The sequence below is a fragment of the Streptomyces sp. NPDC094032 genome, assembly GCF_040303965.1.
Taxonomy (GTDB): Bacteria; Actinomycetota; Actinomycetes; order Streptomycetales; family Streptomycetaceae; genus Streptomyces.
Genome location: NZ_JBEOUE010000019.1, coordinates 146,223 through 163,445 on the forward strand (window position 1 = coordinate 146,223; position 17,223 = coordinate 163,445).

Genomic DNA, 17,223 nt, shown 5'->3' on the forward strand with positions numbered 1-17,223 from the left:
GCCCTCAGCCCCGCGTCACCCGCACCCGGTAGCCGCCCGTCGTCTCGTCCTCCGCGATCACGCTGATCCGGATGCCGTTGGCCCGGTCGGTGAAGCTCTCGCCCGGCTGGTACGGGGCGTCCGAGAGCTCCGCGTGGACGTTGGGGCGGCGGGTGCAGCCGCCGCTGCCGTGTTCGCTGTCGGTGACGGTGACCGGGCCGCGGCCGGTGTCCACGTCGGTGTCGACGCGGTAGATCAGGACGCCGGGCCGGCAGACGGCCTCGTCGTTGCCCTCGCGGGTGCGGACCTCGGCCGCGTACCCGGCCTTGTCGGAGAGCGGGACGAAGAGCAGCTTGCGGCCGCCGGTGGTGGCCAGCGGGGTCAGGGCGTACTCGACGTCGCCCGTGCGCGAGGCGCAGCCGACCTGGTCGTTGTCGAGCCAGCCCAGCTTCCACTTGTGCCAGCCGAGCAGGTCGTTGTTGGCCCCCCAGTCCTCGGACATGATGTCCCAGTGCCCGACGGTGCCGCCGCCGTCGACGGTGTAGAGGTCGGGCAGGCCGAAGACGTGCCCGTTCTCGTGCGGCAGGACCCGGTAGCCGGTCTCGGCGTACGTCCCCGAGCCGTCGTCCTGGCGGCTGTAGACGAAGGACGTGTTGGAGAGCGGGACCCCGTCCGCGTAGGGGGCGTCGTCGTTGCCGGAGAAGGTGACGGACAGGACGGTGTCCAGGGCCGAGGGGCCCGCGTTGGGTGTGACGAGCACGTTGACCAGGTCGTACGCGCTGAAGTCCACCCTCGCGTCGGCGGCCTTCACGATGTCCTCGACCAGCCTGCGGTAGCCCGGCTCGTACGGGGAGCCGCGCTCGACGCCGTACGAGGAGAAGGTCCGGGGCATCCGCAGCCAGTCGGGTATCGGGGCCTCGGGCTGGTAGACGAGGCGGCCGTACGAGCTGGTGCGGAACCAGTCGGCGGTCTGCGGGAAGAACTCGCGGTAGCGGCTCATGGCGGTGCCCTCGCCGGGGGCGTCCGGGAAGTCGACCATCAGGTTGAGCGCCCTGATCCGCCCCGTGGACCGCGCGTATCCGGGGGAGGTGGGCAGGCCCTCCGACATCTGCACACCCATCGTCGTGGCGATCCGGCACGGTCCGAGCGGCGCTTCCCCGGGTCCGGCGGCGACGGGTCCCGCGGAGGCGGGAGCCGGGCCGGGCAGGGTCGTGCTGGCCGATACCAGGGCGGCGAGCGCGAGCACGCCGGCCGAGGCCAGGGCGATGGGTCTGCGTATCCGCCGGCGGGACTCCTGCATGCGGTCGCCTCTCTGATCTGCGCCGATTGGGTCGGCACCGTGGGATCAGCCTGTGGCGGGGGTCGGGGGAGCGCGCGTCGGGTGGCCCGACCGGGGTACCCCGGAGCGGCTCGCGCGCTCGGCCATTCGATGTGACCCAGGTCACATGTGAGAGGGGAAATAACCGGGGACCAAGTCCCCGTTTAAGCCTGAGTCGAACGAAGTGGGGACTTGGTCCCCGGATAAGGGAAGCCGGTCCATCCGTTCACCGGTCAATCCGTTCATGGGAGGCAGGGCAGTGAGTAGGAGCAGCAGCACCGGTACCGGTACCGGCACCGCCGACGACGCGCCGGTGCGCCGGGTGCCCCGCCCCCGCGCGGACGCGCTGCGCAACCGCGAGCGGATCGTGACGGCCGCGCGGGAGATGTTCGTCGAGTTCGGCGCCCAGGTGCCGCTCGACGAGATCGCGCGCCGCGCGGGCGTCGGAAACGCGACGCTCTACCGCAACTTCCCCGAGCGGGGCGACCTCGTCCGCGAGGTCGTGAACTCCCTCATGGCCCGCGTCACCGAGCGCGCCCTGGAGGCCGGCGCGGAGGAGGCGGACACCTTCGCCGCCCTGCGCCGCTTCACCCACGCCGCCGCCGACGAGCGGATCGGCGCCCTGTGCCCGATGCTCGACGGCGGCTTCGACAAGGACCACCCCGACCTGCGGGCCGAGCGCGAGCGTCTGGAGGAGGCCGTGCAGGGCCTCGTCGACCGGGCGCAGGCGGCCGGCCGGCTCCGGGCCGACGTGGGCGTCGGGGACCTGATGGTCGCCGTCTCCCAGCTGACCAGGCCGCTGCCGGGGACGGGCTGCCTGAACATGGACCGCTTCGTCCACCGGCACCTCCAGGTGTTCCTGGACGGCCTGGAGGCGCCCGCGCGCTCCGAACTCCCCGGCGCCGCCGCGACCCTGGAGGACCTGAGGAGCGATGCCCGCTGCTCCTCGTGACCCCGCGCTCAGCTCCGTAACGCCTTCTTAGAAGTCCGTTTTCAGTAGTTTTCACCCGTACGCGCCAAGAGGTGGCTGCCCCCATGTCAAAAATCGCCGACATCCCGGATTCCCCGGCTCCGGCCCAAGCCGACCCGAGCCGCTGGAAGGCGCTCGTCTTCATCGCCCTGGCCCAGCTGATGGTCGTGCTCGACGCGACGATCGTGAACATCGCGCTGCCCTCCGCCCAGCAGGACCTGGGGATCTCGGACGGCAACCGGCAGTGGGTCATCACCGCCTACGCCCTCGCCTTCGGCGGTCTGCTCCTGTTCGGCGGCCGGGTCGCCGACCTGTGGGGCCGCAAGCGCACCTTCGTGGTCGGCCTGATCGGCTTCGCCGCGGCCTCCGCCCTCGGCGGCGCCGCCACCGGCGAGGCGATGATGCTCGGCGCCCGCGCGCTCCAGGGCGCGTTCGGCGCGCTGCTCGCCCCGGCCGCCCTCTCGCTGCTCGCGGTGATGTTCACCGACGCCAGGGAGCGCGCCAAGGCCTTCGGCATCTACGGTGCCATCGCCGGTGGCGGCGGCGCCGTGGGCCTGATCCTCGGCGGCTTCCTCACCGAGTACCTGAACTGGCGCTGGACCTTCTTCGTCAACATCCCGTTCGCGATCGTCGCCGCCCTGGGCGCGTACTTCGTGATCCGTGAGCCGGCCGGCGGCCGCAACCGCACGCGGCTCGACGTCCCGGGCGTGGTCCTGTCCACCCTCGGTCTGGTCTCCCTGGTGTACGGCTTCACGCGCGCAGAGTCCGACGGCTGGAGCGACCCCGTCACCATCGGCCTGTTCGTCGGCGCGGTCGTGCTCCTGGGCGCCTTCGCCCTCGTCGAGTCGCGGGTGAAGTCGCCGCTGCTGCCGCTGCGCGTGGTGGCCGACCGCAACCGCGGCGGTGTCTACCTCTCGCTGGGGCTCGCCGTCATCGCGATGTTCGGCCTGTTCCTGTTCCTGACCTACTACCTCCAGGTCGTGAAGGGGTACTCGCCGGTCAAGACGGGCTTCGCCTTCCTGCCGATGATCGCGGGCATGATCACCGGATCCACCCAGATCGGTACGCGGCTGATGACCCGGGTCCCGCCGCGCTTCCTGATGGGCCCCGGCTTCCTGACCGCCGCGGTCGGCATGCTGCTCCTGACGCAGCTGGAGATCGGCTCCTCGTACGCCGGTCTGATCCTGCCGGCGCAGCTGCTGCTGGGCCTCGGCATGGGTACGGCGTTCATGCCGGCGATGTCGCTGGCCACCCACGGGGTCGACCCCCGGGACGCCGGTGTGGCCTCCGCGATGGTGAACACCTCGCAGCAGGTCGGCGGCGCCATCGGTACGGCCCTGCTGAACACGATCGCCGCCTCGGCGACCACCGCGTACCTGGTCGACCACGCGGCGGGCGCGACCACCCCGGCGGCGCAGAAGCTGCTCCAGCTCCAGGGCATGGTCGAGGGCTACTCGGCGGCGATCTGGTGGGCGGTCGGCATCCTGGTCGCCTCGGCCACGATCGCGCTGACCCTGATCAACACCGGTAAGCCGGGCGCGGGTTTGGTGGCCGCCTCGGGCTCCGGCGCGGGCGCGGGCGCGGGCGCGGCGGACGAGGTGACGGTCCCGGTCATCGCCCACTGATCCCCGGTCGCCCCCCTCGCGCGTCACCGCCTGCCCTGGCTCCCGTTCAGCGGAGCCAGGGCAGGTCCGCGTCCGGGCCCGTCGGCTGGAGGCCCTCGGCCACCGTGCGCATGATGGCGCCGAGCTGTTCGACCTGCTCCGGGGTGAGCCGGTCGAAGAGTGCCTGGCGCACCGCGGCGACATGGCCGGGCGCGGTCCTGCGCAGCACCTCGTACCCCTCGTCGGTCAGGGCGGCGAACTGGCCGCGCTTGTCGGAGGGGCACTCCTCGCGGGTCACCCAGCCGTTCTTCTCCAGGCGCGCGACGGCGTGCGAGAGCCGGGAGCGGGTGATCTTCGCGTCCTTGGCCAGCTCCGTCATGCGCATCCGCCGCCGGGGGGCCTGGGAGAGCTGGACCAGCAGCCCGTAGTACGTGTGCGGCATCCCGGCGTCACGCTGGAGCTGGCGGTCGAGATGGTCCTCCAGGAGGGTGGTGGCATGGCGGTAGGCACGCCAGACGCACTGCTCCTCGTCGCTGAGCCAGCGGGGTTCGGTCACGGTCATGGCATCCATCGTACGACTCATTCTTGAAAGTTGAACTATATGGACCTACGCTATTGGGGACAGTGAACTTGAAAGTTCAATGACAGGCTCCTGGGAGCACGGACGAAAGGCGGACGCCATGGACGCCACGCTGGAACGGATGCCCGCCCTCTACCTCTCGCACGGCGCCCCGCCGCTCGCCGACGACCCGGTCTGGCCCGGCGAGCTCGCCGCCTGGTCCGGGACGCTGCCCCGCCCCAAGGCGATCCTCATGGTCTCCGCCCACTGGGAGGAGGCCCCGCTGGCCCTCGGCGCCACCGAGACCGTCCCGCTCGTCTACGACTTCTGGGGCTTCCCCGAGCACTACTACCGGGTCCAGTACGCCGCCCCGGGCGCCCCGGCGCTCGCCGAGTCCGTCCGCAAGCTGCTGCGCGCCCCCGGCACGCCCGTGCAGGACATGCCCGACCGGGGGCTCGACCACGGCGCGTACGTGCCGCTCGTCGAGATGTACCCCGGCGCCGACATCCCGGTGCTCCAGATCTCCATGCCCACCCTCGACCCCCGCCGCCTCATGGAGATCGGGCGCAGGCTGGCCCCGCTGCGCGACGAGGGCGTGCTGATCGTCGGCAGCGGCTTCTTCACCCACAACCTCGCCGCCCTGCGCCACACCGGCCCCGGCGTGCCCGGCTGGTCCGCCGAGTTCGACGCCTGGGGGCACGAGGCCCTCGTCGCGCGCGACGTCGACGCCCTGCTCGACTTCGAGGCGAAGTCCCCCGCCGGACGGCTCGCCCACCCGCGCACCGAGCACTTCGCCCCGCTCTTCGTGGCGATGGGTGCGGCGGACGCGGCGGGCGACCTGGATCAGGAGCGCAGCGTCATCGACGGCTTCTGGATGGGGCTCGCGAAGCGGTCGGTCCAGTTCGGCTGAGCGGGCGGGGCGTCGTGGCGACCGCCGTCTCGGAGGCCCCCGCGACGCCCGTCACAGATCCTTCTGGTGCCAGGCCACGTCCCAGTAGCGGCCGAACTTGCGGCCCACCTCCTCGTACGTCCCGATGGGGCGGAAGCCGAAGCGTGCGTGGAGGCGGGTCGACGCCTCGTTCGGCTGCGCGATCCCGGCGTACGCACGGTGGACGTCCTCCGTGGCCAGGGCCTTGAACAGCTCCTCGTACAGCAGCGTGCCGATGCCCCGGCCGCCGGCGGTGGGGGAGAGGTAGACGCTGACCTCCACGGACGTGGCGTAGGCGGCCTTCGGGCGGAAGGCGCTGCTCGTCGCGTACCCCAGGATCTCGCCCGTCTCCGCGCGCTGAGCAACCAGGAGACGGTGGGGGCCGTCTTCAGGGTGGGAGCGGAGCCAAGGGAGTCGCTGCTCCGGAGTGAACGGCTCCGTGTCGAATGTGATGGCGGTCTCACGCACGTAGTGGTTGTAGAGCTCGGTGAGGGCGGCCAGATCGCCCTCCGTAGCCGCTCTGACCTGCGTGTCCGTGGGTTCCATCGCCCTGCCCTCGCTGTCGCCGGCGGCGCAGGATACTGCATGATCGCGAAAATCCATGTGCCGGGTGGGAATTCTGTCCTGATTCCAGTCGTTGTTTCCGTCGGATGCAGGGCACCCGAAAGGGTGTCGCGACCTACTCAGCAAGGGAGCACGCATGGCAACCCGTGCCGTCGCCCGTCGTCAGTCCTCCGCCAAGAGCGGAAGCAGCCGGGCAAGCAGCGTTCGCGCCGTGGGCGGGGAGATCGCCGACCGCGACCTGGTCGGCATGTACCTCGACGAGATCGCGCGCACCCCCCTGCTCGACGCCGCCAAGGAGGTCGAGCTCTCCCAGACCATCGAGGCGGGCGTCTACGCCCGGCAGATCCTCGACGGCGAGGTGGAGAGCGAGGCGGGTGGCGCGACGCGTGAGGAGCTGGAGGCGCTCTTCGCCGAGGGCGAGCGTGCCAAGGACCTCTTCATCAAGTCGAATCTGCGACTCGTCGTCGCCGTGGCCCGGCGCTATCCGCGCAGCGGGCTGCCGCTGCTCGACCTGATCCAGGAGGGGAACGCGGGCCTGGTGCGCGCGGTCGAGAAGTTCGACTACGCCAAGGGCTTCAAGTTCTCCACGTACGCGACCTGGTGGATCCGCCAGGCCATCACCCGGTCCATAGCCGACCAGTCCCGCACCATCCGGCTCCCCGTCCACCTGGTGGAGGAGCTCGGCCGGATCCGCCGCGTCCAGCGCGAGTTCAACCGCGAGCACGGGCGCGAGCCGGAGCCCGCGGAGATCGCGGCCGAGCTGGACTCGACCCCCGCGCGGGTCACCGACGTCCTGGACTGGGCGCGCGACCCGGTCTCGCTCAACATGTCGGTGGACGACGAGGGCGAGACGCAGTTCGGCGACCTCCTGGAGGACACGTCGGCGATCTCGCCGGAGCAGTCGGTCCTGACCCTGCTGCGCAGCGAGGAGCTGGACGACCTCATCGACAAGCTGGACGGGCGCACCGCCTCGATCATCCGTATGCGCTACGGCATCGAGGACGGCCGCGAGCGCACCCTGACGGAGGTGGGCAAGCAGCACGGCCTGACCCGCGAACGCATCCGCCAGATCGAGAAGCACGCGCTCCTCGAACTGAAGAAGATGGCAACGGACACGGGCTTCGACGCGGTGGCCTAGGGCGGCCGGCGACGGACGACGACGGGGCCCGGTGCTCGACACCGGGCCCCGCCGTCGGCTCGGGGCCCCGGGCCTCGTCACCGGGCCCCGTCACCGGGCTCCGCCCCGCACCCGCCGACGCTGCTTGCCCCCCGCAGGGACACCCGCACCTCTGTCCCCCACCCGCACGGGTGGTGCGGGTGGGAACACCGAGCCCGGTCGGAGGCCGGGCGCAGTTTCAGGCGCGCGTCGCCGCGTCCAGCCGCGTCGACAGGTCCGCCACGTACTCGCGCAGCGACTCCGGTCCGTGGATCCTGAAGGGCGCGTCGACCAGGGCCAGGCGGAGGGCCAGCCACTCGGTCGAGTCGGTCGTGCGGGTGCGGAGGCGGCAGGTCGTCCCGCTCGTCGCCGTCGGGGTCAGGTGGGACGGGAGGCGGGCCGCGACGAACTCCGCCGGGGCCTCGAAGGTGACGTCCAGGTCCAGCTCGGGCTGGGTCCTGGCCATCGACTGGACCATGTAGGCCGCGGCGTCCTCCGCCGGGAGCTCGCGCGGGGTGAAGCGGGCGCCCGTCGGGAACGGGTCGCTCACCCGGTCGACCCGGAAGGTGCGCCAGTCCTCGCGCCCCAGGTCGTACGCGACGAGGTACCAGCGCCGCCCGGTCGACACGAGCCGGTACGGCTCCACGAGCCGCTTCGTCTCGGTGCCGTCGCCCGCGCGGTAGCCGAAGCGCAGCCGCTCGTGGCCCGTCACCGTGCCCGCGAGCGCCGTGAGCGTGGAGGGGGCGACCGTCGCGCCGTCCCCGCGGGTCAGCGGGATCGTCGCGTTCTGGAGGGTGGAGACCCGGTGCCGCAGCCGGGACGGCAGCACCTGTTCCAGCTTGGCCAGGGCCCGTACGGAGGCCTCCTCGACGCCCTCGATGGCATGGCCCGCGCCCGCCCGCAGCCCCACCGCGATGGCCACCGCCTCCTCGTCGTCGAGGAGCAGCGGCGGCATCGCCGTACCGGCGACCAGGCGGTAGCCGCCCACCGCGCCCATCGTCGCCTCGACGGGATAGCCGAGGTCCCGCAGCCGGTCGATGTCCCGCCGGATCGTGCGCGCGGAGACCGCGAGCCGCTCGGCGAGCTCGCTGCCGGGCCACTCGCGCGGGGTCTGGAGGAGCGACAGCAGATTCAGGAGTCGTGCCGGAGTGTCCGTCATGTCTTCCAGGATGCGGCCCATCTAGGACACGGACTGGCCTACATCACTCTTATCTTTCTCATATGAGTCAACACGACGCCGTCACGGACGCGGCCCCCACGGACAAGAGGCGCTGGATCGCCCTCGCCATCGTCATGACCGCCGCCTTCATGGACCTGGTCGACGCCACGATCGTGAACATCGCGATCCCCAGCATCGAGCGGGACCTCGGCGCCTCCTTCGGCGCGATCCAGTGGATCACCGCCGGGTACGCCCTGGCGTTCGCCGCCGGCCTGATCACCGGCGGACGGCTCGGCGACATCTACGGCCGCAAGCGCCTCTTCCTGGTCGGCACCGCGGGCTTCACGATCGCCTCGGCCCTGTGCGGCGTCGCCGCCAACCAGGAGATGCTGGTCGGCTCGCGCCTGCTCCAGGGCGCGGCGGCGGCCATGATGGTGCCGCAGGTCCTGTCGATCGTGCACGTCACCTTCCCGGCGCACGAGCGCGGCAAGGTCTTCGGCATGTTCGGCGCGATCATCGGCCTGGGCGCGGTCTCGGGCCCGCTGCTCGGCGCGCTGCTCACGCAGTGGAACATCGCGGGCCTCGAATGGCGCCCGATCTTCCTCATCAACCTGCCGGTCGGCGTCGCCGCCCTCATCCTGGGCCGCCGCTTCATCACCGAGTCCAAGGCCCCGAAGGCGCTCCGCCTGGACATCGTGGGCATGGTCCTGGTCACCGCCGCGCTGCTCATGCTGATCTACCCGCTGACCCGGGGCCGCGAGCTGGACTGGCCGCTGTGGGGCCACCTGATGATGGCCGGCAGCCTCGTCGTCTTCGGCGCCCTCGTCGCGTACGAGAAGTACAAGACGAAGAAGGACGGCTCGCCGCTCGTCGAGCTGTCGCTGTTCAGGGTGAAGAGCTTCGCGGCGGGCATCGCGGTCCAGCTCGCGTTCGGTGTCGTGATGGGCATCTTCTTCCTGGTCTGGACGCTCTACATGCAGATCGGCCTCGGCTGGACCCCGCTGCACGCGGGTCTGACCGGTGTCCCGTTCTCGATCGCGGTCTCGATGGCGGCCGGCCTCTCGGTGCAGAAGCTGGTGCCGCGCTTCGGCCGCAAGGTGCTCCAGGCCGGCGCCCTGACCATGGCCGCGGGCATCGGGCTCTACCTCTTCGAGGCGGGCCGGTACGGGACCGGGATCCACTCCTGGCAGATGATCCCGCCGCTCGTCGTGATGGGCCTGGGCATGGGCCTGATCGTCGCCCCGCTGACGGACGCGGTCCTCTCCGAGGTGCCGCGCGAGCACGCCGGTTCGGCCTCGGGCCTGATCAACACGACCGGCCAGATGGGCAACGCGCTGGGCCTCGGCCTGGTGTCGGTGGTCTTCTTCGGCACGATCGACGACGAGCGGCTCGCCCGCTTCCCTGCGGAGACGGGCGCGGCGTTCACGGACGCGTTCCAGAACTCGCTGGGCTGGGCGGCGGCGGTCCTCGGCGCCATCTTCCTGATCATGTTCGCGCTGCCGGCCAAGCCGAAGCAGCACCTGGAGGGCGGGGAGGACAGCGAGGACGCGGCGGAGCTTTCCGCCTCCGCCTCCGCCGCCGAGGAGCAGGAGCCCGTGCTCGTCCCCTGAGCCGCTCCTGAGCCGCCGAGACCTGCCAGGGCACAAGGCCCCGGCCCGGGATCCCCGGGCCGGGGCCTTCGGCATGCCCAGGGGCGGCCCTTCGGCCCGAATGTCCGCGCGATGCCCGTTCCTGCCCGTATCGATGCCCGATTCCGTTTACTTTCCCCAAACCCGGGCGTAGCCTGACGCTGAAACCACAGGTTCGGGCATGGAACGGACGTAAACCCACATGTACGCACCGGAGCGCCAGCAGGCGATCCTCAGCCTCGCCCGCGAGAGCGGCCGGGTCGACGTGCTCTCCCTCGCCGAGGAGTTCCAGGTCACCGCCGAGACCGTACGGCGCGACCTCAAGGCACTCGACCGCGCCGGGCTCGTCCGCCGCGTGCACGGCGGCGCCATCCCCGCCGGGCGGCTCGACTTCGAGCCCGACCTGGCCGAGCGCGAGTCCACCGCCGCCGACGAGAAGGAGCGGATCGTCCGCGCCGCCCTCGCCGAACTCCCCGAGGAGGGCAGCGTCGTCCTCGACGCGGGCAGCACGCTCGCGCGCCTCGCGGCGGAGTTCCCGCTGGACCGCGACCTGACCGTCGTCACCCACGCCCTGCCCGTCGCCGCGCGGCTCGCCGACCACCCGGGCATCGACCTCCACCTCGTCGGGGGCAGGGTCCGCCACCGCACCCGCGCCGCCGTCGACGCCTGGGCGCTGCGGGCGTACGGGGAGATCCGCGCCGACGTCGCCTTCCTCGGCGCCAACGGCTTCTCGACCGCCCACGGCCTGACCACCCCGGACCTCGCCGAGGCCGCCGTCAAGCGGGCCGTCATCGCCTCCGCCCGCCGGGTCGTGCTGCTCGCCGACTCCGCCAAGCACGGCCAGGAACACTTCGCCCGCTTCGGCGACCTGGCCGACATCGATCTGCTCATCACCGACAGCGGCCTCGCCGCCGAGGACGCCGCCGCCATCGAGGCGGCAGGAACGGAGGTCGTCCGCGCATGATCCTCACCGTCACCCCCAACCCCTCCCTCGACCGGACCTACGAGGTCCCGGACCTGGAGCGCGGCGCGGTGCTGCGCGCCTCCGCGGAACGCGTGGACCCCGGCGGCAAGGGCGTCAACGTCTCCCGCGCGGTCGCCGCCGCCGGCCGGCGCACCGTCGCCGTCGTCCCGCTCGGCGGGGCGCCCGGGGCGCTCGTCGCCCAACTGCTCGCCGGGCAGGGCATCGAGGTCGCCCCCGTGCCGGTTGCCGGACTGACCCGCTCCAACATCGCGATAGCCGAACCCGACGGCACCCTGACCAAGGTCAACGCGCCGGGCCCGGAGCTGACGCCGGAGGAGTCCGAGACCGTCCTCGCCACGGTCTCCGCGCACGCCCCGGCCGCCGACTGGATCGCCTGCTGCGGCAGCCTCCCGCGCGGCCTCGCCCCCGAGTGGTACGCCGAGCTGGTCACCCGCGTCCACGGCGCCGGCGCCCGGATCGCCCTCGACACCTCGGGACCCTCCCTGCTCGCCGCCCTCGCGGCCCGCCCCGACGTGGTCAAGCCCAACGCCGAGGAGCTCGCGGAGGCCGTCGGCCGCCCGCTCGCCACCGTCGGCGACGCGGTCAAGGCGGCGGAGGAGCTGCGCGAGCGCGGCGCGGGCGCGGTCCTCGCCAGCCTCGGCGCCGACGGCCAGTTGCTGGTCACGGCGGACGGCGTCCACTACGGCCGGGCGTCCGTCCCCGTGGTCCGCTCCAACGTCGGCGCGGGCGACGCGTCCCTCGCCGGTTTCCTGGCGGCGGGCGGCGACGGCCCGCGAGCCCTGGCCGCGGCCGTGGCCCACGGGGCGGCGGCCGTCCAGCTCCCCGGCAGCAAGATGCCCACCCCGGCGGACCTGGACCCGGCCGCGGTGACGGTGACGGCCGAGGTCCCGCTGGACCTCGTCCTCACCGAGCAGGGGGGCGCGCGATGAGCGCGGACGCCCTTCCGACGACCACCGACGTCCTTCCGGACCTCACCCTCAGCGAGCAAGGGAGCCCGCGATGAGCAGCATGATCGCCGCGGACCTGGTCGACCTCGACCTGGCCGCCGCAAGCAAGGAGGCGGCGGCCCGCTCGCTCGCCGAGCGGATGGTCGCCCGGGGCCGGGTGACCGACCTCGAAGGATTCCTGGCGGACGTCGCCGCCCGAGAGGCCCAGATGCCGACCGGGCTCGACGGCGGCATCGGCATCCCGCACTGCCGCAGCGCCCATGTCACCGAGCCGACCCTGGCCTTCGGCCGCTCGGCCGAGGGCATCGACTTCGGCGCCCCCGACGGCCCGGCGGACCTGGTCTTCCTGATCGCCGCCCCGGCCGGAGCGGACGACGCCCACCTGACGATCCTCTCCTCCCTGGCCCGGCACCTGATGGACCCCGAGTTCACGGGCGCGCTCCGCTCGGCGACCTCGCCGGAGGAGGCGGCGGCGCTGATCGCGGGGGAGGAGGCACCGGAGCCGCAGGAGGAGGAGGAGGAGGAGGAGGAGCCGCAGGCGGCGCAGGCGCCCCACGGGTCCTTCCGTATCGTCGCCGTCACCTCCTGCCCCACCGGCATCGCCCACACCTACATGGCCGCCGAGGCCCTGGAGAAGGCGGGCGGGGCGGCGGGAGTCGAGCTCGTGGTGGAGACGCAGGGCTCGGCCGGTTTCACCCGGCTCGACCCGGCGGTCGTGGCCGCCGCCGACGGCGTGATCTTCGCGCACGACGTCCCCGTACGGGAGAAGGAACGGTTCGCCGGAAAGCCGACCGTCGACGTCGGCGTGAAGGCCGGCATCAACCGCCCCGCCGAACTCATCGCCGAGGTCCGCGACAAGGCCGCGCGCGGCGAGCTCAGCACGCCCGCCACGGCGACCCCGGTGGAGAACGCGGGCGAGCCCGACGAGGGATACGGCACCAAGCTCCGCAAGTGGCTCATGTCCGGCGTCAGTTACATGGTGCCGTTCGTCGCCGCAGGCGGCCTCCTCATCGCCCTCGGCTTCGCGCTCGGCGGCTGGGACATCAACCAGGCCCCGTCCGTCGCCGAGCACTTCGACTGGGGCCAGGTCGACAGCTGGGCCGCCCTGATGTTCCAGATCGGCGGACTGGCCTTCGGCTTCCTCGTACCGGTCCTGGCCGGCTACATCGCGTACGGGATGGCCGACCGTCCCGGTCTCGTCCCCGGCTTCGTCGGCGGCGCCATCGCCCTGACCATCGACGCGGGCTTCCTCGGCGGCCTCGTCGCCGGTCTGGTGGCCGGCGGCACCGTCCTCGCGATCCAGAAGGTACGGATCCCGGCCGCCCTCAGAGGGATCATGCCGGTGGTCGTGATCCCGCTGCTCTCGTCGATCGTCGTCGGCTTCCTGATGTTCCTCGTCATCGGAAAGCCCATCGCGAGCCTCCAGAGCGCGCTGACCGACTGGCTGTCCGGCCTCTCCGGCGCCAACGCGGTGATCCTCGGCGTCATCCTGGGCCTGATGATGTGCTTCGACCTCGGCGGACCCGTCAACAAGGTCGCGTACGCGTTCGCCGTCGGCGGTCTCGCCACGCCCAACGACGGCTCGCTCAAGGTCATGGCCGCCGTGATGGCCGCCGGCATGGTGCCGCCGCTCGCGATGGCGCTGGCGACGACCGTGCGCGGCCGCCTCTTCACCAGGACCGAGCGCGAGAACGGCAAGGCCGCCTGGGTGCTGGGCGCGTCCTTCATCTCCGAGGGCGCGATCCCCTTCGCGGCGGCCGACCCGCTGCGGGTCATCCCGGCCGCGATGGCGGGCGGCGCGGTCACCGGCGCCCTGTCGATGGCCTTCGAATGCACCCTGCGGGCCCCGCACGGCGGCCTGTTCGTGATCCCGCTGATCGGCAACCCGCTGCTGTACCTGCTCGCGATCGTGGCGGGCACGGTGGTGAGCGCCGGGCTCGTCATCCTCCTCAAGAGCGCGCGGAAGCCCGCGCCGGGGCGGACGGAGACGGACGGACCGGCCGGGGCCGAGGCCCCGAGCGGCCCGAAGGTGACCGTCGCGGCCTGAGGGCCCGACCGGCCCGACCGGCCTGAGCGACAGGTGGAGTGGAGGGGTCCCCGCGGGGGCCCCTCCATCGTTCCGTCAGCGCACCCGGGAGCGGGACTCCATCGCGCCGCGGGCCGCGCGCTCGTCCTCGTACACCTCGCACATGTGGCGCCCGTCCGGGGTAGCCGTGTGCTCGACCTCCCAGAGGCTGACCTCGCTGCCGTCGAGGAGCAGGAACTGGTGCTCGTAGAGGGTGAAGCCGGCGTCCCGGCCGCCCTCCACGGGGCAGTGGCGCCCGAAGGCCTGGGTGATGTGGTGCGCGAACGCGAGCCGCAGCCGTCGGGCGGTCGGCTCGCCCGGCCGGTCCGCGTTCTCCGCGCGGCGGAGCACCCGGCGGGCGTGGTCCGCGGAGTTGTCCGGCACGTACATCCTGGGCTGGGCGGGTATGGGGCGCGCGAGGAGCGCGCTCAGCACCTCCAGGTCGTCGTCCTCGTCGGCGGCGGTGCCGTCGGCGCGCTCGACGCTCCAGCCGAGCGAGGGGCCGGCCGGGAGGCGGGAGGCGGCGAGCCGGGCCTCGGCCTCCTCCTCGTACAGCTCGTGCTGCTCGGTCCCGTCGCGGCCGGAGTTGTGCACCAGCTCCCAGAGGCTGAGGGCCGTGCCGTCGGCGAGGAGATAGGTGTGGCGGTAGGTGGTGCGGTGCAGCGACGCGCTGTGGTGCGAGGAGTGCAGCGCGCTGGAGTGGGCGAGCGCCGACGCCAGGCGCTCGACCGTGGAGTCGGGCAGGTCGAAGGAGTTGAGCGCGCGGCCGAGGAGCCGCTCAACCTGGGTGTCGGTCGTCTCGTACGGATCGTGCGAAGGATCCTGCGGAGCGTGCGGATCGTTCAAGGGGGTCTCCAGGCCGTCGCCGCATGTCACTTGGTGCTTGCTAAACGTAGTCCCTGGGTCTGACATCGTGTCCGGCGTTCGGGAAAACGAACGGGGGCGCGTATGGAGTTCCCGCGCCCCCCTCACGAGTTCGTCAACTCCCTTTGGTATACCGGGAGTCGGTTCGGGAGGCTAGTCGTCGTACGTGTCGCCGTAGAGCTCACGGTACGCCGGGTGGTCCCCGCCGGGCCCCGTGACTCCCGCCTCCGGAGCGAGAAGCGCCTGGACGATGGCCCGTGTGACCGTGTCGGCGCCCGCCGCGAGGATCTCGTTGAGGGCGAGCGGGCCCGCGTCGGAGGGCAGTTCGCGCGCCCCGGTCGCGAGGGCGAAGACCGTGTCGCCGTCGTTGAGGAGATGCACCGGACGGACGGCGCGCGCGATGCCGTCGTGCGCCGTCCCGGCCAGCTTCTGCGCCTGCGCGCGGGTCAGCGCCGCGTCCGTGGCGACCACCGCGAGCGTGGTGTTCATCGGCGGCGCCGCCGCCTTCGCCCGGGCCTCCGCGAGCCGCCGCCGCGCCGCCTCGTGCACGGCCGGGTCGGGGCGCCCGTACCGCCCGCCCGTGAAGTACCTCCCGTACGGCACGCCCGTCTCCGGGTCGACCGCCGAGCCGACCGCGTTCACGACCACGAGCACCCCGACGGTGATCCCCGAGGGCAGCACGGTGCTCGCCGTCCCCACCCCGCCCTTGAGCCCGCCGACCACGGCCCCCGTGCCCGCGCCCACCGAGCCCGTCGCCACCGGCGCGTACGGCCCGGTGGCGGCGGCGTCCTCCACCGCCGCCCGGCCGGTCGAGGCGTCGGGGCGGGCCGCGAAGTCGCCGCCCCTGCCGAGGTCGAAGAGGCAGGCGGCGGGGACGACCGGCACCACGTGCGCCGGGTCGGGCCCGACCCGCACCCCGCGCCGCCGCTCCTCCAGCCAGGCCATCACCCCGCCCGCCGCGTCGAGCCCGTAGGCACTGCCGCCGGTCAGGACGACGGCGTCGATCCGCTGGACGAGGTTCCGGGGGTCGAGCGCGTCCGTCTCCCGCGTACCGGGGCCCCCGCCGCGTACGTCCACGGCGGCCACGGCCCCGCCCTCCGGGGCGAGGACGACGGTGGTGCCGGAGAGCGCCCGGGCGCCCGGCAGCCGCGCGTGGCCGACCCGCAGGCCGGCCACGTCGGTGAGTGCGTCGTTGCGTGCGGCGGTGCGTGCCCCGGTGCCTGCGTCGTTCCGATGCGGTGTCATGTCCCCTGCGTACCACGCGGGTCGTCGCTCAGGCGGCCTTGCGGGTGGCCGGGTTGGTCGCGGTCAGGGTCACCCCCACCGCGACCGTCGCGGCGGCGACCAGACCGGCCGCGAGGACCGCCCAGCGCCCGGCGAACGTGCACAGCAGGATGGCGAGGGCGGAGACCGGGAGGACGGACTGCTGGGCGAGGCCGACCTTGAAGTAGCGGGCGTGCAGGAGCCATACGCAGAGGAGGAGGACGGCGGTGGGGACGGTGACGGAGGAGGCGGCGGCGAGGGCGGAGATGGGGGCCTCGCCGACGGCCTGCTCGACGGAGATCTCCAGACCGGCGCCGATCGCGGCGGCCGAGGTGAAGATCGGGAAGTGCCCGTAGCCCCACAGGAAGCCCTCGTGGTTGGAGGCGAGCCGGTCGTGCGAGGGCACGACGAAGTAGATCCACCAGACGGCGAAGACGATGAGCAGCCCGCCGGCGGCGATCGGCAGCAGCTCGCGCAGCGCGTCGTTCTCGGCGACGGCCGACTTCACGGCGACCGTCGCGGCGGCGATCGACTCGCCGAGCACGATGATCGTGAACAGGCCGTAGCGCTCGGCGATGTGGTGCGGGTGCCACTGCGTCCTGATGTCCTTCTCCGCGAAGACCGGGACGGCCATCTCGACGAGCGCCATCCCGAGGAACACCCAGGGCCGCACGTTCTCGGGGACGACGAGGACCAGGATCCACCCGACCTGGCAGCCGACGACCCCGCCCGCGTACCGCAGGCACATTGTCCGCTCGGTGGAGTCGGTGGCGTGGTGCGCGGCGCGCAGCCACTGGGAGGAGAGCGCGAGCCGCATCACCACGTAACCGATGTAGACGACGAGGAAATCGTGCTCCTCGAAGGCGCGCGAGACGCCCGCGGCGAGGATGAGGACACCGGCGATCTGGACGAGGGTGACGACCCGGTAGAGGACGTCGTCGTTGTCGTAGGCCGAGGCGAACCAGGTGAAGTTCATCCACGCCCACCAGATGGCCCAGAAGACCATCGTGTAGTTGATGATGCCGGTTACGGGGTGCCCCTCGGCGACGGCGTGCACGAGCTCGGCACCGGCCTGGGCGACGGCGACGACGAAGCAGAGGTCGAAGAAGAGCTCCAGGGGCGTGGGGGGGGGGGGGGGGGGCGCCCCCGGCCGGGGGGGGGGGGGGGGGGGCCCGTTGGTATATAGCCACACCAACGACTAGGCACGGGGGGGGGTGGGGGGATTGTGGGTGTG

15 protein-coding genes are annotated in these 17,223 nt (G+C 72.7%); 8 read left to right on the forward strand and 7 right to left on the reverse strand.

Going from position 1 to position 17,223, the window contains the following annotated elements:
* Positions 1–4: 4 nt before the first annotated feature.
* Positions 5–1,279 (reverse strand): M6 family metalloprotease domain-containing protein, encoded by a 1,275-nt coding sequence (locus tag ABTZ54_RS25170; RefSeq protein ID WP_351667130.1) that lies wholly within the window; start codon positions 1,277–1,279, stop codon positions 5–7.
* Positions 1,280–1,556: 277 nt separating this feature from the next.
* On the opposite strand from ABTZ54_RS25170, the gene ABTZ54_RS25175 reads away from it, so the two are divergent.
* Both ABTZ54_RS25175 and ABTZ54_RS25180 read left to right on the forward strand, forming a co-directional pair.
* Positions 1,557–2,249 (forward strand): TetR/AcrR family transcriptional regulator, encoded by a 693-nt coding sequence (locus ABTZ54_RS25175; protein WP_502997309.1) that lies wholly within the window; start codon positions 1,557–1,559, stop codon positions 2,247–2,249.
* A gap of 83 nt (positions 2,250–2,332) precedes the next feature.
* Positions 2,333–3,892: an MFS transporter gene (locus tag ABTZ54_RS25180; protein WP_351667132.1), complete on the forward strand. Its 1,560-nt coding sequence runs from the start codon at positions 2,333–2,335 to the stop codon at positions 3,890–3,892.
* A 46-nt stretch (positions 3,893–3,938) separates the two neighbouring features.
* On the opposite strand, the gene ABTZ54_RS25185 is transcribed toward ABTZ54_RS25180, so the two are convergent.
* Positions 3,939–4,442 (reverse strand): MarR family winged helix-turn-helix transcriptional regulator, encoded by a 504-nt coding sequence (locus ABTZ54_RS25185; RefSeq protein WP_351667134.1) that lies wholly within the window; start codon positions 4,440–4,442, stop codon positions 3,939–3,941.
* 109 nt (positions 4,443–4,551) lie between these two features.
* Between ABTZ54_RS25185 and ABTZ54_RS25190 the strand changes: the two genes are divergently transcribed.
* Complete coding sequence (locus ABTZ54_RS25190; protein ID WP_351667136.1) at positions 4,552–5,340, forward strand: dioxygenase family protein; 789 nt, start codon at positions 4,552–4,554, stop codon at positions 5,338–5,340.
* A gap of 51 nt (positions 5,341–5,391) precedes the next feature.
* Here ABTZ54_RS25190 and ABTZ54_RS25195 read toward each other — a convergent pair whose 3' ends face one another.
* Positions 5,392–5,904, reverse strand: a complete 513-nt coding sequence (locus ABTZ54_RS25195) for a GNAT family N-acetyltransferase (RefSeq protein ID WP_351667138.1) — start codon at positions 5,902–5,904, stop codon at positions 5,392–5,394.
* Positions 5,905–6,058: 154 nt separating this feature from the next.
* Here ABTZ54_RS25195 and ABTZ54_RS25200 point away from each other — a divergent pair, with 154 nt between their 5' ends.
* Positions 6,059–7,060 (forward strand): sigma-70 family RNA polymerase sigma factor, encoded by a 1,002-nt coding sequence (locus ABTZ54_RS25200; protein ID WP_351667140.1) that lies wholly within the window; start codon positions 6,059–6,061, stop codon positions 7,058–7,060.
* 217 nt (positions 7,061–7,277) lie between these two features.
* Here the strand turns inward: ABTZ54_RS25200 and ABTZ54_RS25205 are convergent, their stop codons facing one another.
* Complete coding sequence (locus tag ABTZ54_RS25205) at positions 7,278–8,237, reverse strand: helix-turn-helix transcriptional regulator (RefSeq protein WP_351667142.1); 960 nt, start codon at positions 8,235–8,237, stop codon at positions 7,278–7,280.
* A gap of 62 nt (positions 8,238–8,299) precedes the next feature.
* Between ABTZ54_RS25205 and ABTZ54_RS25210 the strand changes: the two genes are divergently transcribed.
* From ABTZ54_RS25210 to ABTZ54_RS25225, 4 genes are all read left to right on the forward strand, one after another.
* Positions 8,300–9,847: an MFS transporter gene (locus tag ABTZ54_RS25210; RefSeq protein ID WP_351667144.1), complete on the forward strand. Its 1,548-nt coding sequence runs from the start codon at positions 8,300–8,302 to the stop codon at positions 9,845–9,847.
* A gap of 220 nt (positions 9,848–10,067) precedes the next feature.
* On the forward strand, positions 10,068–10,829 hold the full coding sequence (locus ABTZ54_RS25215) for a DeoR/GlpR family DNA-binding transcription regulator (protein ID WP_351667146.1): 762 nt from the start codon (positions 10,068–10,070) through the stop codon (positions 10,827–10,829).
* A complete protein-coding gene (gene pfkB, locus ABTZ54_RS25220) occupies positions 10,826–11,779 on the forward strand; it encodes a 1-phosphofructokinase (protein ID WP_351667148.1) in 954 nt (317 codons plus the stop codon). Before ABTZ54_RS25215 ends, pfkB begins: the two co-directional genes overlap by 4 nt.
* A 70-nt stretch (positions 11,780–11,849) precedes the next feature.
* Positions 11,850–13,844, forward strand: a complete 1,995-nt coding sequence (locus ABTZ54_RS25225; RefSeq protein ID WP_351667150.1) for a PTS fructose transporter subunit IIABC — start codon at positions 11,850–11,852, stop codon at positions 13,842–13,844.
* A 75-nt stretch (positions 13,845–13,919) separates the two neighbouring features.
* Here ABTZ54_RS25225 and ABTZ54_RS25230 read toward each other — a convergent pair whose 3' ends face one another.
* From ABTZ54_RS25230 to ABTZ54_RS25240, 3 genes are all read right to left on the reverse strand, one after another.
* Entirely contained in the window at positions 13,920–14,708 is a 789-nt protein-coding gene (locus tag ABTZ54_RS25230; protein WP_502997310.1) for a DUF6227 family protein, read from the reverse strand.
* Positions 14,709–14,879: 171 nt separating this feature from the next.
* Positions 14,880–15,971, reverse strand: a complete 1,092-nt coding sequence (locus ABTZ54_RS25235; RefSeq protein WP_351667154.1) for a P1 family peptidase — start codon at positions 15,969–15,971, stop codon at positions 14,880–14,882.
* Positions 15,972–15,999: 28 nt separating this feature from the next.
* Positions 16,000–17,181, reverse strand: coding sequence for a low temperature requirement protein A (locus ABTZ54_RS25240; RefSeq protein WP_502997311.1), 1,182 nt, complete (start codon positions 17,179–17,181; stop codon positions 16,000–16,002).
* Positions 17,182–17,223: the final 42 nt, after the last annotated feature.

Bases quoted from the DNA above. Each gene is read 5' to 3' on its own strand.
- ABTZ54_RS25205 (WP_351667142.1), bottom strand. From the start codon at position 8,237: ATGACGGACACTCCGGCACGACTCCTGAATCTGCTGTCGCTCCTCCAG.
- ABTZ54_RS25235 (WP_351667154.1), bottom strand. From the start codon at position 15,971: ATGACACCGCATCGGAACGACGCAGGCACCGGGGCACGCACCGCCGCA.
- ABTZ54_RS25170 (WP_351667130.1), bottom strand. From the start codon at position 1,279: ATGCAGGAGTCCCGCCGGCGGATACGCAGACCCATCGCCCTGGCCTCG.
- ABTZ54_RS25215 (WP_351667146.1), top strand. From the start codon at position 10,068: ATGTACGCACCGGAGCGCCAGCAGGCGATCCTCAGCCTCGCCCGCGAG.
- ABTZ54_RS25195 (WP_351667138.1), bottom strand. From the start codon at position 5,904: ATGGAACCCACGGACACGCAGGTCAGAGCGGCTACGGAGGGCGATCTG.
- ABTZ54_RS25180 (WP_351667132.1), top strand. From the start codon at position 2,333: ATGTCAAAAATCGCCGACATCCCGGATTCCCCGGCTCCGGCCCAAGCC.
- ABTZ54_RS25185 (WP_351667134.1), bottom strand. From the start codon at position 4,442: ATGGATGCCATGACCGTGACCGAACCCCGCTGGCTCAGCGACGAGGAG.
- ABTZ54_RS25190 (WP_351667136.1), top strand. From the start codon at position 4,552: ATGGACGCCACGCTGGAACGGATGCCCGCCCTCTACCTCTCGCACGGC.
- ABTZ54_RS25225 (WP_351667150.1), top strand. From the start codon at position 11,850: ATGAGCAGCATGATCGCCGCGGACCTGGTCGACCTCGACCTGGCCGCC.
- ABTZ54_RS25200 (WP_351667140.1), top strand. From the start codon at position 6,059: ATGGCAACCCGTGCCGTCGCCCGTCGTCAGTCCTCCGCCAAGAGCGGA.
- pfkB (WP_351667148.1), top strand. From the start codon at position 10,826: ATGATCCTCACCGTCACCCCCAACCCCTCCCTCGACCGGACCTACGAG.
- ABTZ54_RS25210 (WP_351667144.1), top strand. From the start codon at position 8,300: ATGAGTCAACACGACGCCGTCACGGACGCGGCCCCCACGGACAAGAGG.